The sequence below is a fragment of the Streptomyces sp. NPDC036764 genome (genome assembly GCF_055609385.1).
In genome coordinates this window covers 29,304-55,530 of the sequence record NZ_JBVJPT010000013.1, presented here as the reverse complement: position 1 = coordinate 55,530, position 26,227 = coordinate 29,304, and the positions used below count along the sequence as shown (strand labels likewise).

The following is a 26,227-nucleotide window of genomic DNA, read 5'->3' as shown; positions in this document are numbered from 1 at the left end:
AGCTGAGGTTCCCTCGTGAAGACGGGTCTTGCTGTCAGACCTGCGCTGTACGGTCCGCTCCATGGCTGAGAGACCGACGACGAACTGGCGCAGGGGCATAGCCAAGGAGGCCGCGGAGCTTGCCGTCGGCACCCTGGATCCCGACTGCGCGTGCATGGTCGAGCTGTTCCCCGAAGAGCTCTTGCTGGAGACCGATGCCGTCCTCGACGTGTTCGAGGCCGAGTTGCCCACGCTCGGCGAAGGAGACGACGCACGGATCTTCGCCGCAGTGGAGCGCGTTGTCCTGGCCCTGAACGCCGTGAACGAGGCTCAGGACGAGTGCGCCTTCGAAACCGATGAACGCGAGCAGTTGTGCGCCTACATCGATGAGGCGCTCACCGAGCAGGGAGTCGACGTCGCGGCCTTGACCGCCAGGCACGGGCTCGGTCGGCACGAGCTCACGGACCGATGGCGGGACTGGTGAGCACCCCTCGTCATGAGAGGTCAGGTCGACTGTGGCCAGCGAGAGGAGCGTCTACGATCGCGCGGTGAACTACGACATCTCCTTCTTGAGCCGGCGCGGCGGGCAGTCCTGGGACGAGGTTCTGGCGGCGATGGAGGACGCAGCTGATGACAGCGAGCCGATCCCTGCCCGCCTCCTTGGAGCCTGGGACCGAATAGTCCCGCAGGCCCGGCTGCTGCTGGGCGAAGTGGACATCACGGCTACAAGCAGGAGTCGCGGGACCTGAGCCACTCGGGCACGGGCATCGACCTGTCCGTCTTCGGTGACGAGGTGAGCATCACCGTGCCCTACTGGCATGCAGGGGACGATGCTGCGGTCGTGCTCGGCAAGGTCTTCGCCCTTTCAGCCATCGTCGAGAAGGAGACCGGGCTGACTGCCTACGACCCCCAGGTGGAGCGTCCGGTGGCGGAGATACAACCGCAAGGCCCGATCGGGCTGATTTCGAGGATCACCAAGGATTTGCGCAGCCGCTACGGGGGTTGATCAACCGGCTGGGAGGCGTGGCTGAAGCCGGTGGGGGTGCAGCGAGGCACACGCGCGCCTGATCGGTCGGCGCACCCGCCGTCGTGGCTGACTGTCGTCGGTTGAGGTACAGGAACCAGCGCTTCCCCAGCTCTGTTCAGTGCGAAGGCGTGAAGCCGGTGGACTGGTCGAGGTGGAACGCGGAGCCCGGAACCGTCGGAGTCCAACCCTCGTACAGGGCAAGCCGAACTGCTGCGGCGACACCGGAGGGCAACACAGGTTCGGTCTCGCGGCCGAACCAGTTGCTCGGGTGTGGCTGGTCGGTGGTGACCACGAGCGTCGCCCCTGTGCAGTCCGCATGCTCGACCGCGAACGTGCACGGGGACCAGGCCAGGCCCTGGAAGTACGTCGGCCTACCTCGCAGCCGCCAGCGGTAGACCGTGCCGTCGACGATGATCCGTCGTGATCCCTTGCGGACCAGTGCCATGACACCTCCTCGACACCGAGATGCTAGCGAGCCCGGCCCCGCCGTCCGTCTCAGTTTCCGTCTCATTCAGGGCCGTTCACGACCGTTCAGACGAGACCGAAGGCGGTAGCCCCCACGACCGGCCACCGATGAACGCTGGTGAACGGTACCGTCCGATGCCCCTGAGCCCGCCAACACAGTTGGAAAGCGTGTTGGTGGGGCACCGTAGCGACTGGTCCTGTTTCAGCTGCTCGTCGCCGGGCCCCGACGCTCTGGCCCCACGCCACGCCAATCGATCCACGGCGCTTCCACGACCTGCGCCGGGTCGGCCTCCAGCCCAGCGCGGCCTGAGAAGCACGCGGCCCTGAAGAGGGCGAAGGAGGGACCGGCTGTGTTCGTCTGCGCTGATGGCGGCAGGCCATTGCGCATCTCGGCGCCCGCATCGAAGCACCGGCCGCGTGCCTGAGCGGGTGGGTTCAGAAGATCGGCGTCTGCGCTTCAATATCGGTGAGTCCTTCCTCCATGGTCAGCGACGGCAGCACGCGGACGCGGTTCCATTGGGGGAGGCGAGACTCCGTCAGCAAGCGGTCGACGTTCTCGACCTTGTCGGACTGTACGACCACGACAATCGTGTGTTCACGGTTGACGAAGGGGCCGGCCACGATCTCGACGCCTGCCTTCTGGGCGAGGTTCGGGATGTCAGGGGCGGTCTGCAGCATCAGGTCGCGCGTTGTCGCGTTAGAGGTCGGACAGACTTCCGGGGTGTGGGTCGCGATCAGGACGAAATGCATCTCAAGGTTCCCTTCCACTTGAGGGCCCTTGATCTCAGCCTAAGCCGCCCCGAGGTGCTCCGCGACCGGCGATCCCGGCTCCGGCAGGCGGAGGGAGGGTTCACGCCCAGAGGTTCCGTATCGCGGATCGGTGGCCCGACGAGACGGCAGAAGTCGCTCAGGCGTGCTTCCTCGACAACGCCGTCGCCGCACGCCTCGGTGTCAAGGGCAACCCGTGGATCGATCGCGTCTGGGCTGACGTCATCGAGGCAGCGCCCGACCTCGAGCGCTGAAGTCCGCCGCACCCACAAGCGCACCAGATAAGGCGGAGAACAGCGGGGAATCACGGTGAAAGCGGGCTCGAACGGCGAGACCACTATGTCTTCGTTCGTCCAGGTCAGCACTCGGGCCGCCCTCAAATGATCGCAGCTTCCCAAGCTGAGGGCTTCGATGCGGTTGTTCGGGGGCGAGCTGGGTCGCTCACCGGCAGACGCCACGCGGTCACCATCCCGGCCGTTCGGGGGATACGCGGGCGGTCTCGGGGGCGCACCCCCCCCATCGGTGGCATCCCTTGATGGGACGAAAGGGAGACATGATGCCGCTCTATCTATCGAGGTTCAGCTACGCGCCGGAGACCTGGGCGAGACTCATCGGCCAGCCCGAGGACCGCGCAAAGGCCGCTCAGTCGTACATCGAGTCCGTCGGCGGCAAGCTCCACGGCTTCTGGTACGCGTTCGGTACCCGCGACGGCTACAACCTCCGGGAAGCCCCCGACAATGTCTCCATGGCCGCGGTCGCCGTGGCGATCAGCGGAGGCGGCGCACTCAGCTCGTTCGAGACGACCGTGCTCCTGACCGTCGACGAGACCATGGATGCCCTGCGTAAAGCCGGGCAAGTCCAGTACCAAGCTCCCGGCGCGTAGCGGTCCAGGCGGCTTGCAGCGACCAGGTTCAGGCATCAGTACAGCAACCGCAGCAACGGTCCGCGTCGGGTAGTGGTCGTTGAAGACCTCATAGCGTCCTGCATGCCCGCAATTGACCGACCTCTGTAGGGCTACGGATCAGAAGGCTTCTGACATCCACGACGCCGGAAAGGGGCACACACCGACGGCTCCGTCCGGCCGTCGCACCAGGCAACGGCAGCAGCCGGAGCGAGCTCGGATCGAACTCCTAAGGCGGTGGTCAGGGGCAGCGGAGTACGCAAGCACGCCAGCCGCAGTAGCCGAGGAGCCGAGAGGCCAGCCCAGCAGACCTCAGCGGCTGCCCCGCCGATGTTCGCATTAATGGGGCGCGCACGGCGGTGACTCAGGTCAGGCTGGGTTCTGAAAGCCGCCCTGAGTGCCAGATCGGGTCATCCGGTGCGGGGTGTCCGTCAAGGCGCTGGAGTGGGTCCCCGGTGAGCGAGGGACGGCTACGGGCGACGGGCGACGGCCATGAAGTTCCCCTGTGCAGCAACGACTCTCCCTCGAAGCTCCATCCAGCGCTCCTCGGGAGTTAGACCGCACCGAACGGCAGTGTGAAACCGCCAGACTCCTCGTCAATGGCGTGTGGCTGCTGCAATGTCCTTGCTAGCGACGAGATTGACGATGCCGAGGGCGTCGTTCGAGGGACGCCAGTCGACTGTGGTAGGGACCAGCACACCTTGCGGGATGTCGCCGGGTCGGTCCCGGTCCATGTCGCTGAGGTCTCGAGCACTGAGGCTGATTCGCGCAGCACGCGGACGCACCCCGCCGCCTGCTGTTGCCTGATCCCAGTGGCGGTCTTGAGCTCTTCTGCTGACCATGCTCCCGGCGAACACGCCGATCATCACGCTGCTGCCAGCGACTAACCCTGTTGAGGTTGGCCATTGGTACCGACGCGTTCGCGTCATCGCCCGCGGCTCGGCCAGCGGGGCCAGGCCAGGAAAACTGGTTGCAGTTGAAGATCGTGACATTGATGCTTCCACCGTGAAGATGCACGCCAACCAGCTAACGGTGTCGCCTGAGACAGTGCGCATATTGGTGGAGCAGCAGTTTCCTGAATGGCGGAGCCTGCCGATCAGGAGCATCGCCTCCGTCGGAACGGTCAACGCCATCTTCCGCATTGGCGATCGGTTCACAGCTCGATTCCCTCTTGAGTCCGCGGACGTCGAGTCGATGCGGCGCCAACTGGAATCCGAAGTCGAAGCGGCTCGCGAGTTGGCGGGGCGTACGCGTTTCCCCACACCCGAGCCCGTCGCGCTGGGCAAACCCGGGGCGGACTACCCCCTTCCGTGGTCGGTACAGACGTGGCTGCCCGGGATCGTGGCCGACGACGAGGACCCAGGCAAATCGGTCGCGTTCGCCCACGACTTGGCCGATCTCATCAGCGACCTACGCGCAATCGACACACGTGGTCGCACCTTTGCCGGCACAGGCCGGGGAGGCGACCTGCGATCCCACGACGCGTGGATGGAGACCTGCTTCGAACGCAGCGAGCAGCTCCTGAATGTTCCCCGGCTTCGCCACCTCTGGGCAACGCTGCGCGAACTGCCGCGCGGTGCCGCGGAGGACGTGATGACACACGGTGACCTGATTCCCGGCAACGTGCTCGTGTCCGCCGGCAGGCTTGCGGGGATTCTTGATGTCGGCGGCTTCGGGCCGGCTGATCCTTCTCTGGATCTCGTAAGCGCGTGGCATTTGCTCGATGCCGGGCCGCGGCGGGTTCTCCGTGATCACCTGGGGTGCGACGACCTTGAATGGGAGCGGGGCAAAGCGTGGGCCTTCGCCCAAGCCATGGGGTTGGTCTGGTACTACATCGAGAGCAACCCGCCCATGAGTCGCATGGGCCGACGCTCCTTGGAACGCATCGTGGCGGAGCATCCACCACTCCCGTAGGGGACGCCGGGGCACCTACTGCCTTGCTGCACCCAGCGTTCCGCGAGTTCCTCGGCGAGTACCGCGCGATGGAGCGCCGAGCGCCGCGTTTCGATGCGATGGACTACCCCGAGCGCCAGGCGGTCAAGGGCGGGATCAACCGACTGGAAAGGCGCAAGGCAGTGGCCGCGGGGTACGCCGAGCTCTCCCTCCGCTACGAGGCGACGGTGCTGGTCGCAGCCGTGAACGAGTGGCTGTGACCAGCACTGTCGCAACGGCCTTCAGATGACGTCGAATTCGTTGCCCTCGGGGTCCTGCATGGCGGCGGCGTAGAGCCCCATGTCCGGCTCATCCTTGATCCGCAGCACCGTGGCACCAGCTTTGACCAGCCGCTCCACCGTAGCCTTGACCCGCTGTGCGCGGACCTCCAGCGGGACGTCACGGCCCCCACCGACCTCCAGGTCGAAGTGCCACCGGTTCTTGGCGACCTTCGCCTCCGGAACCTCCTGGAACCACACCCTCGGTCCACGTCCCACGGGATCGGTGATCGACTCCGGAACATCCCCGGCACCGGACGGCAACTCCGCCTCGGGCACCCCCACAGCCGCCCAGTAAGCACGCCACGTGACATGCCCGCCCGACGCAGGCTCAGGCACGTAGCCCAGGTAAACAGCGGTCAACGGCGGCGCAAACCGACCCACACGACCAGCCAAGGAGATGACTGGAACGGCCCTGACCCGCGACGTCACCTTGGCCGAAGCCCCGGGCATCCGCCGCTTGTCAGGGTCGTCGGGGCGTACCCGGAACGCGTCAGGCCACGCCGAGAAAGCGCAGAACGGCAAGCACCCGGCGGTGGTCCGCATCAGCCTTCGGCAGGTCCAGTTTGGCGAGGATGCTGTTGATGTGTTTGGCGACCGCGCTCTCGCTGACCACGAGCTGCGCGGCTATTCCGGAGTTGGACCGCCCGCCCGCCATCAGCTCCAGGACCTCGCGTTCTCGTGGGGTGAGCCGGTCCAGTGGGTCGCCGTGGCGGCGTACCAGCAACTGGGAGACCACCTGCGGGTCCAGCGCGGTGCCGCCTTCGGCCACCCGCCGCAGAGTGTCGGCGAACTCCTCGACGTCCGCGACCCGTTGCTTGAGCAGGTAGCCGATTCCCGCCGTGTGGGCGGACAGCAGATCGGCCGCGTACCGCTCCTCCACGTACTGGGAGAGCAGCAGTACGGCAGTACTGGGCCACTGCTGTCGGATGACCAGCGCGGCTCGCACCCCCTCGTCCGTGAAGCCGGGAGGCATCCGGACGTCCACCACCGCGATGTCCGGCCGGTGTTCCTCCACCGCCGCCAACAACGCCTCGGCGTCGCCGACTTCGGCGACCACCTCGAACCCGGCCATCTCCAGGACCTTGACCACGCCGATCCGGAGCAGGACGGAATCCTCGGCGATCACGGCACGCACGGCAACTCCACGGTCATGACGGTCGGTCCCCCGACGGGACTGTCGACCGACAGCCTGCCATCGACCGACGCGACCCGCTTGGCCAGCCCGGCCAGCCCGGTACCGCCGGCGGGTTCGGCGCCGCCCACGCCGTCGTCGCTGACGACGAGAACCAGGGTCGCGCCGAAGCAGTCCACCGTGACCTCGGCCCGGGACGCCTCGGCGTGCTTCACCACGTTCGTCAGCGCTTCGGAGACGATGAAGTACGCGACGGCCTCGACCGCGGGCGACGGCCTCGACGGCAGGTTCACCGTCACCCCCACCGGAATGGGCGCCCGGGCCGCGATACCCGAGAGCGCGGCGTCGAGGCCGCGATCCTCCAGAACGGCCGGGTGCAGTCCGCGCACCAGATCGTTCAGCTCCTCTATCGCCTCCTTCGCCTCCCGGTGCGCCTCGTCGATCACGCGGCGGGCGTCCTCGGTCAGGTCACCGAGGGTCGCCTTGGCCAGCCCGAGGTTGACCGCCAAGGAGACCAGCCGCTGCTGGGCGCCGTCGTGCAGATCGCGTTCGATCCGCCGCCGTTCGGCGTCGACCGCGTCCACCAGGCCCGCCCGGCTCTCGGCCAGGTCCTCCACCCGGCGCGCCAGCCGTTCCTCGCGGCTGGGCCCGAGCCGGACCGTGGCGGTGCGGGTGTCGAGCCGGGCGAGGGCTCCGGACAGCCAGGATGCCGCGCAGAGCAGGGCGATTCCGGCGGCGGTGGCGTATGCCGCCAAGGTGGTGTAGCCGGCTTGGCCGAGGCGCCACTCCGGCGGAACGAGCCAGATCCATACGTAGATCGAGGCGGCCACGGCGGACGTGGCCCACATCAGAAGGACGAAGACCGCTGCGAGGGCCAGGAGCGGCCCGAACAGCAGGTGGTAACTGAGCTGCCGTCGGCCCGTCGGGGAACGTAGCCACTTGGGCAGCGAGGGACGCGGTCCCCCATAGGGCGAGGGGATGTCCACATCGAGACGGGTACGGAAGCGGGCGTGCTGGGCCTCGGTCAGCAACGGCCCGGCCAGCGTGACGGCGGCGAGCGGGACGAGAACCGCGAGGAGGGTCGCCGCCAACGTCTCCGGGACGAAGAAGATCCATGGCAGAGCCGTGACGACCAGGACAGCGAGCTGGATCAGAACCCCGGTGCCGATGAACGCGACCGGGCGTCCGGCGCCCTGGAACGGCCACTGGATCACGCGCCGCAGGCGGGCGGTTATGTGCATGAGGGAACGGTAAGTGCCGAGGTCAGGGGTGGTCCATGACGTGGGCGTCCGTATTGGGGGTGAAGTTGGTGCCACCCCGGAACGGACATCTGTGTTACTGACTGTGATCGCCGCGCGGTCGAGGCTGAAGGCCATGAAGGAGAACCGCGAACGCGAGGAGTCCGAACCGATGAGTGCGCTGATCACCCGTCAACCACATGGTGTCGAGGACGGGTCGGCCCTGCGGCGGGTGCGCCGCTGGTACCGGATGGAGCACGTCCTGGTCGTCTGCGGGCTGGCCCTGCTGCCCTGGCTGGTCGTGTTGGCCGACAACCTGCCCGCAGCGGCCGTTGCCTCGAACTGGCGCACGGTCTGGATCGGCCTGGACGCCGTGGAGGCGGTGGCCCTGATCGCCACGGGACTGCTGGCCGTACGAGGTCACCGTCTGTACCCGCTCACGGCCACTGCCGCCGCCACTTTGCTGGTGGTCGACGCATGGTTCGACACGATGACAGCGGCACCGGGCGTGGACCAGGTCTCGGCGGCGGCGATGGCACTCGGCGCGGAGCTGCCGCTGGCGGTGGTGTGCGTCGTACTGGCGGCAAGGGGGCACGCCCGCCCCACGGTCTGACCGCATCCCGGGCCTCCCCCGCGTGGCAGCGTGTGCGACCGCGACGGCACTTCGTAGGCAGCGTGCTCCTCCATCTGCGCGGTGCCCCCACCCACGACCCCGACGCAGCCCCTGTCGTCCACATGTGAGGCCCCGCCCGGGCCGCAGCGCCCCGGCGATCAGTTTCCGACCGGATGACTGAATCGGTCAGCACCGTGGAGTGCCGGGCGAACTGACCGGTTCTCCGCCTTCGGTACACACGCCCCAGTCGGTCATATCTCTTCGAGCGTGCCGATGTGGAGTTCGGCCACCCGGCCGTCCGGGGTCTCGTAGGTCCAGAAGGCGTGAACCTTATGGGTGTTGAGGTTCATGGCGTGGGTGACGGTCATGCCGGACTTCTCCGTCCAGGCCGACCAGGAAGACACCTGGTGTCACCTCGGCGGCGTGCATGCGCACGTCTTCGGAGGAGCCCTCCATGGCGCCCGCGACGGCCTCCCAGTGCAGGCCGGTGCCGTCAGCGGCGTACGTGTTGTGGAAGACGACGCCGTTGTCGACGCTGAACCGGTACCTCTTGCCAGCGTAGGTCAGGTCACTCATGATGCCTCAGGCCCGCCTCAGAACAGGCCGTTGGAGTGCGGCAGTTCGGCCGGGACGGGCGCGATGACGTCCCAGTGCTCGACGAGCTTGCCGTCGGCCACTCGGAACAGGTCCCAGTAGACGACCGGCCCCCCGAACTCGCCCTCGGACTGCAGCAGTACGAAGTCGCCCTCGGCGACGACCCTGTGGACAGTCCTGTAGACCAGGTTCTTGCCCTGCTCGGCCCACTTGGCGGCCGCGGCGCCGAAGCCGTCCAGCCCGTCCGCGGCTTGCGGATTGTGCTGGAGGTAGGTCTCGGTAGAGACGTACTCAGTCAGAACCGAGTAGTCGTCGCCGACGAGCACCTTCCCGGCGAACTCCGCGACGTGCTCGCGGTTGGCCTCGGTCTTGACCGGGTCGTTCGGCGTGGTGACGCCGTCGGTCTGGGTACGGCCGGAGGCGGTCTGCGCCAGCGCCAGACCCGTCGGGTCACCGCGCAAGACGCCGCCCTACCCCAGAGAGCCAGCGGGGGAGAACGCCCCCAGCTCGACATCAATCGCTACAGGCTCTCCCGCCGCCAGGAGCACGACGGTCGGATCAGATGAGGTGGCCACCTCACCACCCTGCCCCTCGCCGAAGTTCCTCCGCGACCGCGTATCAGGTGACATCACTTCCCATCGACATTGATCACGCGAACACGTCAAGTGACTCCCGAAGTCACGTCGAAACGACATCCACGAGAAGTGACACAGCCAACCTGCCCGCGTGAGGTGGCAGAGCTAGGCGAGGTCGCAGCCCGACTCGCATTCACCGAGACGGCCACGGTGCCGGCCGACCTCCTCGACCGCGTCCTGAACCAGATCGGCCGCATCCCGCAGAGCCACCCGCCCGCTGCCCGGCCAGAGCCGCGGACGCCCCTCTGCTGGGTGGTGGCCGCGAGCCCGATGCAGAGTGCCGCGGAAGCTTTTGGCTCGCACTGAGTTCGTAAAGCCAGTCACTGTTCGGCACCTCGCCTATACCTCGCGCCGGTTGTTCCCCGCCTCCAGTGGCCTCCCATTGCCGTCTTCGTAGCCCCGCACTCGAATCATCCCGACCGAGCGCCAGTCCCATCGGAACGTTCCTCGCAGTCCGTCTACTGGCCGGGCACCAGCGGAGCCGACCCGCCGACGGTGCCTTCCGGCTCGTCAGGGCTTGCGGCCGATGAAGGCGAGCAAGCGAGTCTGGACGTCGGCGCTTTCCGGCACCTCGACCCGCGGCCCGTACTGCCCGCTCGCACGGAGCACGTCGTCGAGCGGCAGCATCCCGTCGAGCAATTGGGTGCATTTGGCCGGATCGAGGTGTTCGTCCTGGCCGGTGGCCCGTGCCAGGTCCCAGGTATGCATGAAGACATCAGCGGTGTAGAACCGGTCGACCGCCTGGTCCAGTGGGATCTCACCGATGTGCGGGTTCGACAGCAGCTTGTCTGCGGTGGCCGGATCGTCGAGGAGAGCTTGCACGCCATCGCGGTGCGTCGCCCAGGCGGCCACCGGGTCGTCGTCCACCGAGGGCCCTTGCGGCAGTTCGACTCCGGCGCCGGCCTTCAGAAAGGCGGGGAACCACTCGACGAGGTGACGCACGACGTCCCGGGCGGCCCACCCCTCGCACGGCGCCGGGTTGTCCCATGCCTGTGGATCCGTGCCGCGTACTCGATCGGTGAATACGCGTGCCACGGTGCGGTGTTCATCGGCTGCTGTTCTCGCCATGATCAAGATCCCGTCTCGGTAGGTCGGCCGACGCTGTCGCTCTGTTGGCCGCCGAGCAGCTCGTCAAGCCGCTCGTGGCCCTCGCGGACGCCGTAATCCATGCCGCTCTTGAGCATGGAATCGCGGGCATCGATGGAGTCCATGAGTGACTTGCCAGTGACCCGGGTGCGACCACCGAGGTCCTCGAAAACGGCCGTCTCCAGGCTGACGCCATCCGGAAAGCCCTCGTAGGTGAAGGTCTGCACGATGCGCTCATTGGGGCGCACCTCGTGAAACACACCGTGGAAGCCGTACTCGGTGCCGTCCTCGTCGCGATGCACATAGCGATAGGAGCCACCGCTGCGTGCGTCGTAACGGTCGATCCGCATCGTGAGCCGACGCGGGCCGAGCCACTGGACGACCAGATCGGGGTCGGTGTACGCCCGGAACACGCGCTCCGGCGGAGCGTCGAACTCGCGGATGATCAGGATGGTGGGCAGGTCCGGGTCAGCCACGATCCGCGTCTCGTTGCGGTGGGGCGTGTCGGTGGTGTTCATGATGCCGCCTCTTTCGCCTGGGTTGCCGCCACCGGCTGCTCGCCCATCTGTTCAAGGAGGGCATCGAGGCGGCGGAAACGGTCCTCCGCCTCGCGCCGATAACGTTCGATCCACTTCGTCATCAGGTCGAAGACCTCTGCCTCGAGGTGGCAGGGCCGCCTCTGGGCGTCTCTGCTGCGACTGACCAGACCGGCGTCCTGAAGGACCTTGATGTGCTTGGACACGGCCTGCACCGTGACGTCGTACGGCTCGGCCAGTTCGTTGACCGTGGCATCCCCGGCGGCGAGCCGGGCCACGATGTCGCGCCGCGTGGGGTCGGCCAGTGCGGAGAACACCAGCGACAGCCGGTCGTCGGCCACCTCGCACCTCTCATATTCAACCGATTAGTTAAATACACTACGCCCGGGGTGCCAGCTCGTCAACCAATCGGTTGAATAGCGGCGTGCCGTCCGCGCGCGGCGAGAGGCACCCCTTGCCGGGCGCCAGCCGTCGGCGCCGCAGACGGGCACGGCGTCCCGCACAGAGGCGTGACAGTTCGTGACGGTCGGTTTGTCGACAGTGATGGTGCCGACCTTCAGCGAGACGGGGGTTCGGGTCGGAGACGCTGACGCCTACGCTGTCCAACTCCTTGCCCCCTCAGTGTTCGTTCCACTTCGGGCCCCGGCAAAGCCACTCCAACCGGCGCGGACCCAGGTCCAGGGGCGTTCGTTAGGCGTTCGCCGGCTGCATGCGCCACCAGACACCGGCCGCGCCACAGACCGGTTCCCCCAGTCTCATTTCCTCCCGATAAACCGCGTGTGACCTGCCTGAATGCGGCCAACAGCACACCGAAACGCAAACGGATTGGTGGGTCGTCACCGTTTCAGCCCGGACGCCCGTGATCCGGCTCGGACACCAGCCCTGGACTTCAGACCGGGCAGGGGCTCGTGGAGTAGCCCTGGCGCACGCCAATCAAGAACAACCCCTGCGGAAGCACGCCGGCACGGGGAGCGTTTCCGGCCACGCGTTTGGCATGTGGAGCATTCATCCAGACGGCGCAGGGGCGTTCCTCTCCACTCGCTGTCGCCCGCACACATACGTAGCGTCGAATGCGGCCTGTCTTCGAACGCGAACCGGAGGAATACGAAGTGGCAGTGTTGGTGCACAACGAGGGCGCGGACTGGACACGAGACCTCTACCAAGCAACCTTCAATCGGGCGATCCCAGACCCTGCAAATCCGCCGGCCGGGCTTATCGCCCACTTCGCGGCGCCTCGCAAGGCGGGAGGCTGGCAGGTCATCGACGCTTGGGAGTCCGAGGACGCGTTCCGGCGCTTCCTGGAAGAGAAAGTCATCCCTGCCGCAAAGGAACTCGGAGCGCCGCCGTTCGAAACGAAGGTGGTCGAGCTTCACAACTCGCTGATCCCGACCGCCCCGTAGGGCAGCTAGTACTTCAGATGTAGATCGTGATCTTGATGGAGTACTAGGAAAGGAGTTCGCCCAGAAGCGCCAGGGCAAAGAGGCTCACAAGGACCGCTGCACACCCGAACACGAGACCGTCGACTTCGTGGTCGTGGCCCTCCACCAAGATCATCGTTGGGCGGCCGGATCGTGGGTGACCTTGGTGCGATCGCCCTCTTGAAGGCTGCACTTCAGCATTGACCCGGTGGCTGACGCCGCCTTCACCTCCGTGCCGTCAGGCAACGAGAAACTCACTAAGGGGACGTACTTGGGATTGCCATCGCCATCTGATTCCGTCCGGATCCAGACCACCTCGGCGTCTGCTCGGATGCCGTGTTTGCGCAGGCGCCGGATCCGACGCGGCCGACCGGCGAGATACAAGGAGATGCAGCACAGGGACACTGCGAGGAGCCCGACGAGCACGTTCTCGAAGGTCATGGTCGGATCCTAATGCTCCATCTGTAGGTCGTGATCTTCACGTCTGGGATGCGGCTTGTCTGCGGTAATGGCTGGCGCGGGATCGCTCCTGATGGCGGCGTCGCCAGTCGGACCAGCCGAGTCGGTGGGCCGTATCGTGGAGAGGCTGAACGGCGACAGTGATGAACAGGCGTTGGATCTCGTTGCAGGACAGCGGGACCAGGTCGGCAGGCCCGGGACAGCGGGCGTATTCGTCGGCACGGACCACAGCGAGGAAGGCGTGGGCGAGAATCGCCAGGGTGGCCAAGCGGATCCAGGAGGGATAGCGGCGGACTTATGGCTCATCGAGTCCCGCCGGCCCCTTTCCGGCCTGGAAGGTCTCTTCCACACACCACCTGTAGCCGCGACCCTGACCGGCGTGGCCAGCGGCGGTCCGCCTGCCCAGGCATCCAGCAGCTTCTGCGTGGGCTTCAGTCCCGCGAACAGCAACTGCCAGGTGGCCGTCCCCTTCTCTGAAGTCTCCGCGGCCGCCGCCCGCGCGGCCTCTTCCCACCGCTCCCCCACGACCAACAACCCGGCCCGCGCCGGCAGTTCGATCGCTCCGGCTCTCCCACCCGTGATCACAGTCCTCCCAGAACCGCCCGCCCGATCTACGGCAGCACTCGTCCTTGTGATCACGAGTCGTTCGTAAACGCTGGGGCCCACTCCGGGGATGTCGGCATCAGTGGTTGAGCGGCCGCTGGGCGACACCACGGCGCATAGCCCTCGATCATTGTGGGACGGCCTTAGCCTGGGCTCGTTCACGGCCGCTGCCGCGATGGCCGGTCCGGACTTCCGGATCGCGAGGTGAGCGAGGAGTCCCATGGGTTTGCCAGGTATTCAGTCCTCGTCTCTGCAGACGATCGGCGGGACGCCGCTGGTGCGCCTGAGTCAGGTCGTACCCGAGGGGGCGGCTGACGTCCTGGTCAAGGTGGAGGGGGGCAACCCCACCGGCAGCTATAAGGACCGGATGGCTCTGGCCATCATCGAGGGCGCGGAACGTCGCGGTGCCCTGCACCCCGGGCAGCGCGTCGTGGAGTTCACCGGCGGCAGCACGGGGTCCTCCTTGGCTTTCGTCTGCGCTGTGAAGGGGTATCCGCTGTCGATCGTGACCTCGGACGCGTTCGCGCCGGAGAAGCTGCGCACGATGCGGGCGTTCGGTGCGGATGTGACCGTAGTGCCCAGCGACGAAGGCCAGATCACGCCCGGACTCTTCGTGCGTATGCGCGAGGAAGTCGACCGGATCATCGAGCGCGAGGGCGCCTTCTGGACCGATCAGTTCCGTAATCGCGATGCGCTCACCGGCTATGCGGTCCTCGGTCGCGAGATCCTTCAGCAGACCGGTGGCGACGGTGTGACGGTGGACGTCTTCTCTGCGGCCGTCGGCACAGCCGGAATGTTCGCCGGCGTCTCCGCGTCGTTGCGCGACGGTGGTCCGGTACGCACCGTCGCTCTTGAGCCGACCTCTTCGCCGATGCTGACCGCCGGTAGGGCCGGACCGCACCGGGTGGAAGGAATCGCCACCGGGATCGTCCCACCGCTGCTCGCAGCAGGCTCATTCGACGAAGCCCGCGCCATCGACGAAGAGGAGGCCCGTCGGCTGGCCTTGCCGCTCGCTCGGCGGGAAGGCATCTTCACCGGCACCTCCGGCGCGCTCAACGTCGCCGGCGCGCTTCACCTGGCCCGCGAGATCGGAGCAGGACACGTCGTCGTGACGGTCACCCCGGATACCGGGCTCAAGTACCTCACGGGCGATCTGTTCATCGACTGACGTCGAGTGTCTGCGGGGCGTTCGAGGTTCACCTCGGGATGCCGCCGGGCGATCGGCGGCAGCCGGACGGGCGGATCACTCGGTGTCGGACTCGATCAGCCATGCGACGAGGGTGCGCCAGCGATCGCGCTGGTCGGTGTCGCGCGGGCCGACGAGATAGACCTCCTCGACGATGCTCTGGGCACGCAGCCCGTTGCGGGCAGCGAAGGAGCCCACTGCGCCGTAGGTGAGGTCGATGTCGTCATGCGGCCCGATGTGGGTGGCGACGGCGGCGGTCCGGCGCGGCAGTCGCAGCTCCTGCACGGTGGCCGGTGCCCCCGGTGGCAGCGGCACGTCGGCGGGGAGGTAGACCGTGGCGCGGCCGTGGCCTTCGGTGAACAGTTCGTGTTCGTACCGGCCGCCCGCGGGGAGCACCGGGCGGCGGCCGGCTGCCGCGTCCAGGTCGCGCATCGCGGTGTCGTACCAGCTCAGGTCGGCGCCGTCCGAGACGTCGAGGGTCACGGCGAAGACATGCTGCGGCGGTAGGACATCCAGGGTCGCCGTCCGCTCGGCCTCTGGATCGAGGAGCTCCCGGAGTGCCTCGACCGCTCGTTGGGTGCGGCCGAGCCGGTCTTCGAGTCGGCGGAGGTGGGCTGCGACGACCTGTTGCGCCGCGTCATGGCTCGCCCCGCTCGGGCCGGCCGACTCGGCCTGCAGGAAGCGTCGGAGATCCGCCAGCGGAAGGTCGAGGTCGCGGAAGCGTCTGATGGTGAGCGCGGACCGGACCTGCGCGGGCGAGTAGTAGCGGTAGCCCGTGACCGGGTCGATCTCCGCAGGGACGAGCAGGTCCTGCTCGTGGTAGCGGCGGAGTGCGCGGATGCTCACGTGCGTGATGCGTGAGAACTCCCCGATCGTCAGCCGCTCGGCCACGGTGTCCTCCTCGTCGTACGCCTCGAATCGTGGTGTCAGGGTGCGATGTCCAACCGTGTGATCTTCCCCTGCGCGTCGCGCTCGAAAGTGAAGCACAGGGTGACCGGGCTGCCGGGGAAGTCGCCGCCGACCTCCGCGACGGCTCGGCAGGCGGTGGGTGTGCCGGTGAGTTCGCGCAGGTCGTAGTGCACGGACGGGACCTCGTCACGCCAGCGTCGCACCGCGGCGAGTCCTTGGTGGGTGCGGCCGTCGTCGTGTACGACGACGCCGTCGCCGAACAGTGAGAAGTAGCGCTCGCGATCGGCGGCCGTGGCCGCGGCGAAGTACTCCGCGACGAACTCCTGGATCTCTTGCATGGTGTGCTCCGGTGAAGGTGTAGGTGTGGGAGAGGGGTTCACAAGGAGCGGACGGTGCCGCCGTCGATCACGTGCTCGGCGCCGGTGACCGCGCCGGCCCGGTCCGAGACCAGGAAGGCGATCACCTCGGCCACCTCTTCCGGCTCTGCGGGCCGCCCCAGCGGGATGCCGCCCAGGGCTCGCTTCAACTCGTCGAGTGCGGCCTCTCGGGTGATGCCGCCCTCCTGCATACGCCGGGTCAGGAGGCGCTCGGCACCGTCCGTACGGATGAAGCCGGGAGCGACCGAGTTGACCCGGACACCGTGCGGGGCCACCTCGTTCGCCAGTCCTTTGCTGTAGGTGGCCAGTGCGCCCTTGGCGGCGGCGTACGCCAGTGTCGACTCGTGCAGCGGCATCCGACGCTGGATCGAGGTCACGTGCACCACGGCGCCCGCACCGCGGGCCACCATCCCGGGAACCAGGGCCCGGTCCAGACGGACCGCGGGAAGCAGATTGAGCGCCAGCTCCTCCGCCCAGATTTCCTCGGTGAGAGCCGCGTGCCCACCGGCCGGGGCACGGGACCCACCCACGACGTGCACCAGGATGTCCGGTGCGCCGAAGTGGTCGGACACGTGTGTGGCGGCCGACTCGGCACCTTCGGGTGTGCTCAGATCGGCCTGCACGAAGAGCAGGTCGACCGTCTCCGGTGGTGTGCGGGCGATGCTGACGACCCGCGCTCCGCCCTCGCGCAGCCTGCGGGCCGTCGCCAGCCCGGTTCCCTTGCTCCCGCCCGCCACCACGGCGAGACGTCCGTCGAGATCATTGCTGTTCATGAGGCCACCGTGGACCCTCTCCCGGGGAGAGACTCAAGCCCACGCGAAACCGTGTCCTGGCCCAGGCGGCCAGGCCAGGACACGGGGAGCTCAGCCGCGCAGTGTGGTCACCGGGCTGTTGTAGGCCTGCGCGGTCAGCACCGGGTGCCGTGACGAACTGGCCTGCGACGGCCAGGACACAGTGACGCGGCGGGATTCGCCGGGCAGCAGCCACAGATAGTTGTCGCTGTACAGCGTCGGCAGCACCCGGCGGCCGTGGGCTTCCTCCAGCAGGGACAGCCGGACCATGGCGGCCACCGCCGATCCGCGGTTGTGGATCGTCGCCGTCAGCTCGTGACGGTCACCGGAGCGCGACACCTCGGTGATGTCGCCGATCAGCTTCACCTGTCTGGCCTTGTTCAGGGCCCGCAGGGCCGAGGTGTCGCGGTAGCGCCAGTAGGTGTTCCGTGACACCTCCCTGCCCTTGGCGTCCGTCAGCGTGAGCCGCAGCAGGTGCAGGTCCGGCAGATCGTTCGTCCACTCCGCGGTGAAGGCCTTCGCGGTGGCCGCCCGCTGGACGTCCACCCGGGCCTTTCTGGTCGTGCCGAGCTGCCGGCCGGTCAGGTCGAACAGTCGGGCGGCGACGGTGGCTCCGCGCAGGTCGGTCGACGTGTGGTTGACCGCGAGGACCTGCCACTTCACCGGGTCGGCCTGGATGTGCAGGGGCTCGCAGGCCGAACGGGCGCCGTAGTAGGTGCCGTTGACGTCGAAGTCGTAGTCGTACGTCTGCCAGACCGTGCTGTGCCAGGCCGGGTGGGACATCCACAGCATCAGGCCGGAGGCGTTGTCCCACAGGTTGGCGTTCCACGCCTCGAACATGGCGCGGGTGTTCTCGTAGTTGACGAACTGCGCCTTGCGGGCGAAGTCGTCGAGGTCTCCGGACTCGCCCAGGCGTGCTGCGATGGCCGCCTTGTAGTTCTGCGGCGCCTGGTTGCCGCGCTCGCTCCAGTCGTGGTGGTACCAGGCGCCCCCGATGGGCCACTCCGGCTCGTCACCCGTCATGTTGCGCACGCTCGCCGCGGTGGAGACCACGGGCATGCCGATCTCGGTGTGGAAGCCGAAGTCCTTGCTGCCGTACGTCATGGGGTCGAAGTACTTCTCCGGCTCCACCCAGCCGTAGGGGCCGCCGCCGGTGACGATTCCTCCGGCCGAGTTGTTCTGGTAGAGCAGGCCGGGCACCTGGTCCTGCACCGCCTCGCGCATGCCCTTGTCGATGGCGGCCGGGGGGTTGCCCTCGTTGGCGCCGCACCAGACGACCACGCTCGGGTGGATGCGGTAGCGCAGCACGGTGTCGCGGGCGAGCGAGATGAACGCCTCGCGCTCCGGCGGGTCCATGCCCCACGCGTTGGGGAAGTCGTTCCACACCAGGATGCCGTGCCGGTCGCAGGCGGCGAAGAACTCCTCCCGGTCGCTGCTGCCGACCCAGTTGCGGATCATGGTGAAGTTCATGTCGCGGTGCATGCGCACGGCCGCGTCCATGCGCTCCGCCGGCATCCGGCGCAGCAGTTCGTCCCAGCCCCAGTTGCCGCCGCGGGCCAGCACGCGCACACCGTTGACGCTGATTTTCAGCGGGTCGGGGGTGTTGGACACGGACTTGACGTCGGTCCAGTTCTCGCCGTCGTCGGACACCTGGATGACGTACGTCTTCGGGTACGCGCTCTCCCAGACGACGGCGATGCGATCGAACGTCCGCGAGGAGCCGAGGTCGACCTGGATCCACTGGTGGTCCTCGTAGGCGGAGGACCAGCGGGTGCCGGGGTCGCCGTCGGTGGCGTGGGACGCCGGGTGGTCGGACTCCTCGGTGGAGGCGGTGGCCTTCTGACGCAGGGCGAGATCGGTGCCCGGGTCACTCTGGTCTATGACGCTCAAGGTCCACAGAGAGTTACCCCAACTGGTATTGCGTAGGCCGCAGTTGAGGCGAACGTAGCGTGCGGTCCGCCGGTCGAAGTCCTCGACCTGGAGGCTGGCGTTGCCGTTGCTGAACGGCAACGGCACTGCCCCGTTGTCCACGGACTTCACGTCGGTCCAGTCCGAGCCGTTCGCCGAGACCTGGACGACGAAGGTCTTCGCGTACGCCTGCTCCCAGGTGAGGTCGACGCGGTCGAAGGACTGGGTGGCGCCCAGGTCGACGCGTATCCACTGGTCGTCCTCGTAGGAGGAGGACCAGCGGGTGCCGGCGTCGCCGTCGGTGACGTTGGCCGCGCCGTGGTCGTCCTGGTCGGTGCTGGAGGCCTCGGCGCCGGCGTGCAGGGCGAGGTCGACGCCGGGCCTGGCGCTGTCGCCGACGGCGAGGGTCCACAGGGAGCTGCCCCAGGAGGTCGCGCGGGTCATGCAGCGGATGCGGACGTGTTGGGCCTGTTGCCGGTCGAAGGTCACGGTCTGCGTGTAGGCGTCGCCGGACGCGGTGAACGGCAGCGGCGTGTCGTACTCGTAGCCGAACTGGCGGATGCCGAAGCGGGTGGTTCGCCGGTCGCTCTCCTGGCCGTCGACCGACGCCGTCAGCGTGAGGTCGTGCAGGTGGGGTTCGCCCAGCCCGTTGGGCCACCACAGTTTCGGGTTACGCAGCGTCAGCTTCTGGAATGCGTCGGGGGCGAAGACGACGTCGACGCTCTCGCCCGCCTTCACGGTGACGGTCCTGGACACCCGTACGCCGTCGAAGGCCGCGGTGACCGTCGCGCGGCGGTCGGCGTCGTCGGCGTTGCGGACCGGTACGACGACGGTCACCTCGGCGACCGATACGTCGGGCAGCTTCGGCAGAACGGTGTCCACGCGCGGGTCGCCGATGACGACGTGCCCGGTCGATCGGAGCCGGACGTGGTTCCAGATGCCGGCCGCGCGGTCGCGTACGGCGGGCATCCAGTCCCAGCCCGAGGAGGCGAGGTACGTCGGGGAGTTGAGGTTCATCTGCTGTGCGCCGGCGTCGACCCATGCCTCGCCCTCGGGGCCCTTGTCCCCCGGGCTGCCGGGCACCGGCATCGGCGTGATCCGCACGGCGAGCGCGTTCTCGTCGTGTGCGTCGAGGCGGCGGGTGACGTCGAAGGCGGAGCGGGCGAACGGGTAGGTCAGGTCGCCGACCTGCGTGCCGTTGAGCCACACCTCGGCCTTGTGGTTGATGCCGTCGAACTCCAGCCAGACGTGCCGGCCGACGCCGGTCCGCAGCCCCCGGGGCAGCGCGAAGTCCCGCTTGTACCACCACGAGTGGCGTGACAGGGCCTCCGGGATGTGCAGGTTGTTCAGGCCCGCCACCGGGTCGGGCAGCTTGCCCTGGTCCACGAGCGAACCGAGCACCGTACCGGGAACGGTCGCGTGCAGCCAGCCGCTGGTGTCCACGGAGGTCTTCGACAGGCCGGCACCGTCCGCGTCGGCCCAGTCGTCCATGGTCAGCCGCCAGCCCGACTCCACGGGCACGGTCCCGTCGTCCGCGACCGACAGCTTCGGCGCCTTGCCGGGGTGGGAGCCCCAGTCGGTCCAGCCGGTGGCCGATGGGCGCCGGCCCTCGGCGGAGCCGTACACCTCGAAGCCGTTGAGGCCGAGGGGCAGTGGGCTGGATCGCTTCTGGGAGGTCATGCGCACCCAGCGGGCCCGGGCGGGGCGCGGGAGCTGGACGTTCACCACGCCGCCGGTGCCTGCCGTGGTGCGGTACACCGTGGTCCACGATTTGTTGTCGAGGGAGGTCTCCACCGCGAAGACCAGCGAATAGCTCGACTGGATCTCCTTGCCGGTGGTGCCGCTGTGCACATTGCCGGTGGTGGGGGGCGTGTACACCGGGTCGGAGGCATCGGCCTCGAAGGTCAGACGGATGTGGGTGACCTCGCAGGTCTCCTGGAGGTCGACGGCGATCCACTGCGGGTCGCCTCCCTCGGCGCGCCATCCGCTGCCCTTGACGCCCGGGGAGGCGAGGCGGTCGACGACGAACGAGCCGGGTGTGGCGGCGTAGGCGGTGGAGGAGACCGAGACGGGTCGGTAGAGGGCCAACTCGCCTGGTGCGGCGGGTGCGACCGGTGCGCCGGTGGGGGCGGCAGCAGCATGCGGCCCGGGGAGCACGGAACTGAGGCCGAACCCGGCCAGCAGCGTGGTTCCCGAGGTGACAACAGTCCGTCGCGACGGGAGGCGCGACGGACCCGACAGATCTGTCATGTGTGTGACGTCCCATCAGAAAGCGCAAGCCGAACCGGCTCTGCACGCCCCGCGCCGAACCGGATGACAACGTTGCCAAAGGCTGTGTCGCTCAGCGTTTTCTGTCAACCCCTGAGGCGTGGTTGCTTGGTACGCCGATGGATGGGTGTTTGCAGTGCATGGCTGAAGCGAACGGTTGGATCTGACTCCGGTGCTGTACACGTTCGGCAGGACCCGGTGAACCGCCGGACGGCGACACTGATGATCCGCGCGAAGATCCTTTATGGATAGGCCATTTGAGATATGCCGTGATCACGGAATTGTTGAGGCGCCGCCCGCCCGGGCGAAGGACCGCCGACGTCGGCGGATCTCGCCCGCCGTGCGCCGTGGTCCGGCGCTGTGCCGGGCGCCGTTCCGGTTCGGGATATTGCATATGCAACGCTCACATGACCTACCGAGATTGGGCTGGTGCCCGGGAGGGTGTCCGACACCGTCACCGCGGCGCCGGACACCCTCCCGGGCACGAGCGGTCTTCTCGTTGTGCGCCCAACTCCTATGCGGTCATCGGGCGGCTACGGCCTCGGTGGCTTCTGTCTCGTCCGTGACCACGGGGGCCGTGTTCTTGGGGCCGAGGAAGGCGATGTAGACGAACAGGACGCCCATCACGGCGACGCCTGCCCACATCGCCTGCTGCCAGCCGTCGACGAAGGACTGCTGGGCGGCGCGGAGAAGGTCCTGCGTGTGGGGGCCGGTGGTGCCCGCCGCCTCGACGGCGTTGGCGACGCCTTCCCGGGCGGTGTCCGCAGCCTCCTGAGGGATGCCGTTCAGCCGGTCGTCGATGGCGCTGCGGTAGCCGTTGGCCAGCAGCGCCCCGAGCAGGGCAACACCGAGGGCGGTGCCGAACTCGCGGGTGACGTCGTTGAGGGCGGAGGCGACACCCTGCTTCTCGCGCGGCAGGGAGCCGGTGATGACCTCCGTGGACGGGGTCATCGACAGGCCCATGCCGAGACCCATGGCCAGCATGCCGGGCAGGATGCTCAGGTAGCCGCCGTCGACGGAGACGAACACGGCCATGAGCGCCAGGCCGACACCGGCCAGCGCGATGCCCACGGCCATGGTCGAGCGGGAGCCAAGGCGTTCGGCGAGCTTGGGGGCCAGGCCGGAGGCCATCATCATCGTGACGGCCATGGGCATCAGCGCGACCGTGGACAGCAGCCCCGACCAGCCGAGCACGGCCTGGAAGAACGGGAAGAGCACCACGGCGATGCCCGCCTGGACACCGAAGACCACCAAGAGGGTGATCGAGCCGCCGGCCAGGCCGCGCTCCCGGAACAGACGCACGTCCAGCAGCGCCGCGTCGCGGCGGTGCAGCTCCCAGGCCACGAATCCGATGGCGGCGATCAGGCCGACGGCGAGGCTGATCAGAGTCGCGGGGGCGGTCCAGCCGCGTTCGGGACCTTCCTGCAGGACGAAGATGAGGCCGGTGACGGCGACGGTGGACACCAGCGCGCCGGCGGCGTCGAAGCGATGGGCCGATGTCTCGCGGGAGTTGGGAACCGACTTCAGCGTCATGGCCAGGGCCACGAGGATCAGGGCCACCGGCAGGACGAACAGCCACCGCCAGTCGGCGACGTCAACGAGGAGCGCGGAGAGGAACATGCCCAGGATGCCGCCGCCTCCGGCGACGCCGGTCCAGACGCCGATCGCTTTGCCGCGCTGCTCTTCGGGAAAGGTGGAGGTGATGACGGCGAGGGTGATGGGCATGATCATCGCGGCGCCGACACCGCCGGCCACGCGTGCGGCGAGCATGACCTCGGCCGACGGAGCCAGGCCCGCGACAACACTCGCGGCGCCGAAGAGGCCCAGTCCTGCGATCAACATGGGCTTACGGCCCAGGCGGTCGCCGACGGCGCCGAGCGGCAGCAGCAGAGCGGCCAAGGCGAGAGTGTAGATATTGATGATCCACAGGACCGTGTTCTGCGAGGCGCCGAATTCCACGGCCATGTGGGTCTGCGCGACATTCAGCCCGGACACCGAGGCGATGACGGCCATCAGCGCGATGGAGACGGTGATCAGGATCGTGCGCAACTGACGGGCATCGCGTACACCGCCGCCGGCGGCTTCAGCGGCCTGTACGGGCTGGTTCGTACTCATGGATTCCTCTCAGAAGGGCATGCTGGGTCAGCGCCGGAGCAGGGCCGGTCGCTGAGTGGGGGGGCCCGGTTCGGCAGGCATCGCCGGGGTGGTTGAGCGGTAGGCCGGTGCCGAGCGGGGCCGTCAGGGGGTGGTTGTCTCGCCCTGGGCTGCGGCGAGGGCCACATCGGTGTCCGCGACTCCCGGCAGGGCGTTGCTGTCGGAGGGGGCCACGGTGGGGGCACCGACCCGGGTCACCACCGCGTCGACGATCCCGAAAGGCGGTGCGTCGACGATCCCGTCAGGCGGTGCGTCGATCGCGTACGCAGAGGCAGTCACACCATGGCCTCCTGTCCTTTCCTCGTGCGTGGCCCGAACGCTCCGGACCATCTCCACAAGACGCTAAGCACGGTTTGCATTGAGGGCATACAATCTTGCTCATGGCGCAAGAAGACGGTGAGCTGGACAGCCTCGTACGCAAACGCATCCGCGCCCTACGGGTGGCACAGGGCTGGTCTCTTGAGGAACTGGCCACCCGAGCCCACCTCAGCCAGTCCTCACTGAGCCGCATCGAGAACGGCCAGCGCCGCCTCGCACTGGATCAGTTGGTCACTCTCGCCCGCGCCCTGGACACCACGCTGGATCAGCTCGTGGAGACCGCGACGGACGACGTCGTCACCAGCCCGATGATCGACAGCACCCACAGCCTGATGCGCTGGCCCGTGAAGGGTGACCCCGGAATGAGTGTGGTGCGCCAGCGCATGACCGAACCGCCACCCGACAACCCGGCGCGCATGCGTGCCCACCCGGGACGCGAATGGCTCGTCGTCCTCTCCGGCACCGCGGTCCTCATGCTCGGCCACCGCCGCTTCCGCGTCGAGACCAACCAGGCTGCCGAATTCCCCACGATGATGCCGCACGCGATCGGCGCCGAGGGCGGCCCGTGCGAGATCCTGGGCATTTTCGACCGCGACGCGCGACGCGGTCACCAGCGCGAGGCCGGCGACAGCGGCGATCAGGGCATCGGTGGGTGATTGCGAGGTCGGCGCGACGGTGACATCTGGCGCGTCGGGCAACGCATCCGGTCATCGTCTTGCGTAAACCGGGAGCAGTCCTGCCGCAGACGCATGACCGTCCTACCGTGAAGGCATGAATCAAGCGCACCCGCACACCCCCCACGGCACTCAGCACCGCAGCCATCAGGAACACGACGTCGCCGGCCAGGCGGAGATCCTCGACCTGGACGCCGAGGTCCTCGCCGAGCACACAGCCTCCATCACCGCTTGGCTGCCGCTGAAGACCGGCCCGCGTCAGATCGTGGATCTGGGCTGCGGCACGGGCGCGGGCACCTTCGCCCTCCTGGACCGCTTCCCCGATGCGCATGTCACCGCGGTCGACACATCCGCCGGATACCTCCAGCACCTGCACGCCAAGGCATGCGCCCGCGGTTTGGAGGAGCGTGTGCGCACCGTGCACGCCGACCTCGACGACTCCGCCTGGCCCGACCTCGGCTCACCGGACCTGGTGTGGGCGTCGGCCTCAATGCACCACATCGGCCACCCCGATCGCGCACTGCGCAACGTCCACGACGCGCTCGCGCCCGGCGGCCTGTTCGCCGTCGTGGAGCTGGCCGGCTTCCCGCGATTCCTGCCCGAGAGCGCCCCCGAGGACCGGCCCGGCCTGGAAGAGCGCTGCCATGCCGCGACCGACCGCTTCCAGGCCGAGCACATGCCCCACCGTGGCGCCGACTGGGGCCCGATGCTGACCGCCGCCGGCTTCACGGTCGAGGGCGAACGCACCATCGCCGTGAGCATCGAGGGCTCCCGCAGCGAGACGATCGGCCGCTACGCCCTCAGCGGCCTGCAACGCATCCGCAACGCCGCCGCCACCGAGCTCTCACCCGAGGACCTCACCGCGCTCGACCAACTCCTCGACACGGGAAGCCCGCACAGCATCCTTCGCCGCGACGACCTTGCGATACGCACCGAACGTCGCGTGTGGGCCGCACGCCGCACCTGATCCCGAGCACCCCGATTGCCTGCCGGCAAGCCACAGCGTGGCCGCAGGCACGTTCACCCCCGGCAGATAGGAGTCGGTTCCGGTCTCGATGATGGCGTCATGGCTGAGGTCCGCCGTGGAGGGACCGTCCATCCAGACGATCCCTCCAGGTCGAACTCCCGCCCCTCCCCCACCTCCCGCTGAAGCGCCTCCAAGGCTGCGAGTGGTCGGTTCCCTCACGAGCCGTGACGAACTCTGTCCCAAGGGCGATCAGTAGGTGAGTGCGTCCTCAGCGGTGCCGAAGAAGCTGGTGACCTGGCCGTCGTTCACCGTGACGGGGCCGTCGTTGATCGGAACCGTCGAGGGGCTCTCGGAGGGCGTCAGCGCAATCTCCACCTTGTCGGCACTCTTGCCGCCCGCGGTGTCGGCGCGCGAGAACATGATCCCGGCGTAGGCGGTCTCGCCGGACTTCAGGATCCAGTCCTTGCCCTCCGGTCCCGCGTGCTCGGCGGCCCCGTCCAGGCCCGGAATCGTGATCACCAGCTCGTTCGCCGGCAGCAGACAGGAGGCGCTGCCCTTGTTCGTCGCCGTCAGCAAGGCGTGGTTGACGGGCTTGGACGCGACGGTGACGTTGTAGCTCAAGTCGGCCGTCTCGCACATGCCCACGCCTCCGTCCTGGCCGTCGCCTGCCGCGGGCTCCGACGCCTGTGGGGTGCTGCCACCGCTGTCGGCGGAGTCACCGTCGGCCTTGCCGCCATCGCCCGGGCCGGCCGTCGAGGGCGCGCCGGATCCCTTGCCGCCACCCGCAGCGGACGGGGTCGCCGCCACGCTCGGAGCGGCCGTGTCCTTCTCGCCATCTCCGTTGCATGCCGTCAGTGCCATGATGCCGAGCGAGACAGCGGCCAGCACCACGGTGGTACGGCGTGGACGAGTTGCGTAAGCCATGAGAAATCCCCCGAGAGTCGGAACGTTCCGGTGATCGTGCCGCATGAGAACGATGCTTCCGCCTGATCACACCGAGCGGGATCC

Annotated in this window: 30 protein-coding genes and 1 pseudogene; 11 read left to right on the top strand and 20 right to left on the bottom strand. The window is 68.1% G+C overall.

Translation table 11 applies throughout. From position 1 onward, the window contains the following. Nucleotides 1–61 precede the first annotated feature (61 nt). The 3 genes from ACZ69Q_RS34665 (at nt 62) to ACZ69Q_RS34655 (ending at nt 985) form a co-directional block, all read left to right on the top strand. Complete coding sequence (locus tag ACZ69Q_RS34665) at nt 62–463, top strand: hypothetical protein (protein WP_471049807.1); 402 nt, start codon at nt 62–64, stop codon at nt 461–463. Between the two features lie 64 nt (nt 464–527). Further along, nucleotides 528–728 (top strand): hypothetical protein, encoded by a 201-nt coding sequence (locus ACZ69Q_RS34660; protein ID WP_471049804.1) that lies wholly within the window; start codon nt 528–530, stop codon nt 726–728. Nucleotides 729–772: 44 nt separating this feature from the next. After that, the gene (locus ACZ69Q_RS34655; protein ID WP_471049802.1) at nt 773–985 is read left to right on the top strand and encodes a hypothetical protein; all 213 of its coding nucleotides are present in this window, start codon (nt 773–775) and stop codon (nt 983–985) included. A gap of 136 nt (nt 986–1,121) precedes the next feature. Here the strand turns inward: ACZ69Q_RS34655 and ACZ69Q_RS34650 are convergent, their stop codons facing one another. Both ACZ69Q_RS34650 and ACZ69Q_RS34645 read right to left on the bottom strand, forming a co-directional pair. Further along, nucleotides 1,122–1,451: a hypothetical protein gene (locus ACZ69Q_RS34650; protein WP_471049799.1), complete on the bottom strand. Its 330-nt coding sequence runs from the start codon at nt 1,449–1,451 to the stop codon at nt 1,122–1,124. Nucleotides 1,452–1,906: 455 nt separating this feature from the next. Further along, the gene (locus ACZ69Q_RS34645; protein WP_184561047.1) at nt 1,907–2,221 is read right to left on the bottom strand and encodes a hypothetical protein; all 315 of its coding nucleotides are present in this window, start codon (nt 2,219–2,221) and stop codon (nt 1,907–1,909) included. A 574-nt stretch (nt 2,222–2,795) separates the two neighbouring features. On the opposite strand from ACZ69Q_RS34645, the gene ACZ69Q_RS34640 reads away from it, so the two are divergent. The 3 genes from ACZ69Q_RS34640 to ACZ69Q_RS34630 all read left to right on the top strand — a co-directional run bounded on the left by ACZ69Q_RS34640 (nt 2,796) and on the right by ACZ69Q_RS34630 (nt 5,293). Further along, a complete protein-coding gene (locus ACZ69Q_RS34640; RefSeq protein WP_471050279.1) occupies nt 2,796–3,122 on the top strand; it encodes a GYD domain-containing protein in 327 nt (108 codons plus the stop codon). Nucleotides 3,123–4,145: 1,023 nt separating this feature from the next. Then, the gene (locus ACZ69Q_RS34635; RefSeq protein ID WP_471050276.1) at nt 4,146–5,054 is read left to right on the top strand and encodes an aminoglycoside phosphotransferase family protein; all 909 of its coding nucleotides are present in this window, start codon (nt 4,146–4,148) and stop codon (nt 5,052–5,054) included. 23 nt (nt 5,055–5,077) lie between these two features. Further along, complete coding sequence (locus tag ACZ69Q_RS34630; protein WP_471049797.1) at nt 5,078–5,293, top strand: hypothetical protein; 216 nt, start codon at nt 5,078–5,080, stop codon at nt 5,291–5,293. Between the two features lie 21 nt (nt 5,294–5,314). Here the strand turns inward: ACZ69Q_RS34630 and ACZ69Q_RS34625 are convergent, their stop codons facing one another. The 3 genes from ACZ69Q_RS34625 to ACZ69Q_RS34615 all read right to left on the bottom strand — a co-directional run bounded on the left by ACZ69Q_RS34625 (nt 5,315) and on the right by ACZ69Q_RS34615 (nt 7,726). Then, nucleotides 5,315–5,752, bottom strand: coding sequence for a VOC family protein (locus ACZ69Q_RS34625; protein ID WP_471050274.1), 438 nt, complete (start codon nt 5,750–5,752; stop codon nt 5,315–5,317). Nucleotides 5,753–5,843: 91 nt separating this feature from the next. Further along, nucleotides 5,844–6,488, bottom strand: coding sequence for a response regulator (locus tag ACZ69Q_RS34620; protein ID WP_471049795.1), 645 nt, complete (start codon nt 6,486–6,488; stop codon nt 5,844–5,846). Beyond that, nucleotides 6,476–7,726, bottom strand: a complete 1,251-nt coding sequence (locus tag ACZ69Q_RS34615) for a sensor histidine kinase (protein WP_471049792.1) — start codon at nt 7,724–7,726, stop codon at nt 6,476–6,478. The genes ACZ69Q_RS34620 and ACZ69Q_RS34615 overlap by 13 nt, the downstream gene beginning before the upstream one ends. Before the next feature lie 133 nt (nt 7,727–7,859). Between ACZ69Q_RS34615 and ACZ69Q_RS34610 the strand changes: the two genes are divergently transcribed. Continuing rightward, nucleotides 7,860–8,336: a hypothetical protein gene (locus ACZ69Q_RS34610; protein WP_471049790.1), complete on the top strand. Its 477-nt coding sequence runs from the start codon at nt 7,860–7,862 to the stop codon at nt 8,334–8,336. Between the two features lie 251 nt (nt 8,337–8,587). Here ACZ69Q_RS34610 and ACZ69Q_RS34605 read toward each other — a convergent pair whose 3' ends face one another. The 6 genes from ACZ69Q_RS34605 to ACZ69Q_RS34580 all read right to left on the bottom strand — a co-directional run bounded on the left by ACZ69Q_RS34605 (nt 8,588) and on the right by ACZ69Q_RS34580 (nt 11,528). After that, a complete protein-coding gene (locus tag ACZ69Q_RS34605; protein WP_471049788.1) occupies nt 8,588–8,740 on the bottom strand; it encodes a MoaF-related domain-containing protein in 153 nt (50 codons plus the stop codon). Continuing rightward, the gene (locus tag ACZ69Q_RS34600) at nt 8,667–8,912 is read right to left on the bottom strand and encodes a MoaF-related domain-containing protein (RefSeq protein ID WP_471049786.1); all 246 of its coding nucleotides are present in this window, start codon (nt 8,910–8,912) and stop codon (nt 8,667–8,669) included. Before ACZ69Q_RS34600 ends, ACZ69Q_RS34605 begins: the two co-directional genes overlap by 74 nt. Before the next feature lie 17 nt (nt 8,913–8,929). Continuing rightward, nucleotides 8,930–9,391 (bottom strand): nuclear transport factor 2 family protein, encoded by a 462-nt coding sequence (locus ACZ69Q_RS34595; RefSeq protein WP_471049784.1) that lies wholly within the window; start codon nt 9,389–9,391, stop codon nt 8,930–8,932. 684 nt (nt 9,392–10,075) lie between these two features. Further along, nucleotides 10,076–10,633, bottom strand: coding sequence for a TIGR03086 family metal-binding protein (locus tag ACZ69Q_RS34590; protein ID WP_471049782.1), 558 nt, complete (start codon nt 10,631–10,633; stop codon nt 10,076–10,078). A gap of 2 nt (nt 10,634–10,635) precedes the next feature. Next, nucleotides 10,636–11,169: an SRPBCC family protein gene (locus ACZ69Q_RS34585; RefSeq protein WP_471049781.1), complete on the bottom strand. Its 534-nt coding sequence runs from the start codon at nt 11,167–11,169 to the stop codon at nt 10,636–10,638. Continuing rightward, nucleotides 11,166–11,528 (bottom strand): ArsR/SmtB family transcription factor, encoded by a 363-nt coding sequence (locus ACZ69Q_RS34580; RefSeq protein WP_471049780.1) that lies wholly within the window; start codon nt 11,526–11,528, stop codon nt 11,166–11,168. The genes ACZ69Q_RS34585 and ACZ69Q_RS34580 overlap by 4 nt, the downstream gene beginning before the upstream one ends. A gap of 729 nt (nt 11,529–12,257) precedes the next feature. Here ACZ69Q_RS34580 and ACZ69Q_RS34575 point away from each other — a divergent pair. After that, nucleotides 12,258–12,587: a hypothetical protein gene (locus ACZ69Q_RS34575; RefSeq protein ID WP_471049778.1), complete on the top strand. Its 330-nt coding sequence runs from the start codon at nt 12,258–12,260 to the stop codon at nt 12,585–12,587. A gap of 150 nt (nt 12,588–12,737) precedes the next feature. Here ACZ69Q_RS34575 and ACZ69Q_RS34570 read toward each other — a convergent pair whose 3' ends face one another. Beyond that, nucleotides 12,738–13,046 carry a DUF3592 domain-containing protein gene (locus tag ACZ69Q_RS34570; protein ID WP_471049776.1) on the bottom strand — a complete coding sequence of 103 codons (309 nt, stop codon included), beginning with the start codon at nt 13,044–13,046 and terminating at the stop codon, nt 12,738–12,740. A gap of 37 nt (nt 13,047–13,083) precedes the next feature. Further along, nucleotides 13,084–13,454: pseudogene (locus tag ACZ69Q_RS34565) on the bottom strand (IS701 family transposase); the annotation flags it as partial. 433 nt (nt 13,455–13,887) lie between these two features. Here ACZ69Q_RS34565 and ACZ69Q_RS34560 point away from each other — a divergent pair. Then, nucleotides 13,888–14,835 (top strand): PLP-dependent cysteine synthase family protein, encoded by a 948-nt coding sequence (locus ACZ69Q_RS34560; protein ID WP_471049775.1) that lies wholly within the window; start codon nt 13,888–13,890, stop codon nt 14,833–14,835. Between the two features lie 75 nt (nt 14,836–14,910). On the opposite strand, the gene ACZ69Q_RS34555 is transcribed toward ACZ69Q_RS34560, so the two are convergent. From ACZ69Q_RS34555 to ACZ69Q_RS34530, 6 genes are all read right to left on the bottom strand, one after another. Then, nucleotides 14,911–15,744, bottom strand: a complete 834-nt coding sequence (locus ACZ69Q_RS34555) for a MerR family transcriptional regulator (RefSeq protein WP_471049773.1) — start codon at nt 15,742–15,744, stop codon at nt 14,911–14,913. 35 nt (nt 15,745–15,779) lie between these two features. Continuing rightward, nucleotides 15,780–16,100 carry a nuclear transport factor 2 family protein gene (locus tag ACZ69Q_RS34550; RefSeq protein WP_471049771.1) on the bottom strand — a complete coding sequence of 107 codons (321 nt, stop codon included), beginning with the start codon at nt 16,098–16,100 and terminating at the stop codon, nt 15,780–15,782. A 38-nt stretch (nt 16,101–16,138) separates the two neighbouring features. Beyond that, complete coding sequence (locus ACZ69Q_RS34545) at nt 16,139–16,912, bottom strand: SDR family oxidoreductase (protein WP_471049768.1); 774 nt, start codon at nt 16,910–16,912, stop codon at nt 16,139–16,141. Between the two features lie 90 nt (nt 16,913–17,002). Further along, on the bottom strand, nt 17,003–21,088 hold the full coding sequence (locus ACZ69Q_RS34540) for a discoidin domain-containing protein (protein WP_471049765.1): 4,086 nt from the start codon (nt 21,086–21,088) through the stop codon (nt 17,003–17,005). A gap of 540 nt (nt 21,089–21,628) precedes the next feature. Next, nucleotides 21,629–23,221, bottom strand: coding sequence for an MFS transporter (locus ACZ69Q_RS34535; RefSeq protein ID WP_471049763.1), 1,593 nt, complete (start codon nt 23,219–23,221; stop codon nt 21,629–21,631). A 123-nt stretch (nt 23,222–23,344) separates the two neighbouring features. After that, a complete protein-coding gene (locus tag ACZ69Q_RS34530) occupies nt 23,345–23,539 on the bottom strand; it encodes a hypothetical protein (RefSeq protein WP_471049761.1) in 195 nt (64 codons plus the stop codon). Nucleotides 23,540–23,640: 101 nt separating this feature from the next. Here ACZ69Q_RS34530 and ACZ69Q_RS34525 point away from each other — a divergent pair, with 101 nt between their 5' ends. Next, on the top strand, nt 23,641–24,234 hold the full coding sequence (locus ACZ69Q_RS34525) for a helix-turn-helix domain-containing protein (RefSeq protein ID WP_471049758.1): 594 nt from the start codon (nt 23,641–23,643) through the stop codon (nt 24,232–24,234). A gap of 115 nt (nt 24,235–24,349) precedes the next feature. Then, nucleotides 24,350–25,219, top strand: a complete 870-nt coding sequence (locus ACZ69Q_RS34520) for a class I SAM-dependent methyltransferase (protein ID WP_471049755.1) — start codon at nt 24,350–24,352, stop codon at nt 25,217–25,219. 249 nt (nt 25,220–25,468) lie between these two features. Here ACZ69Q_RS34520 and ACZ69Q_RS34515 read toward each other — a convergent pair whose 3' ends face one another. Beyond that, the gene (locus ACZ69Q_RS34515; protein ID WP_471049754.1) at nt 25,469–26,143 is read right to left on the bottom strand and encodes a DUF4232 domain-containing protein; all 675 of its coding nucleotides are present in this window, start codon (nt 26,141–26,143) and stop codon (nt 25,469–25,471) included. Nucleotides 26,144–26,227: the final 84 nt, after the last annotated feature.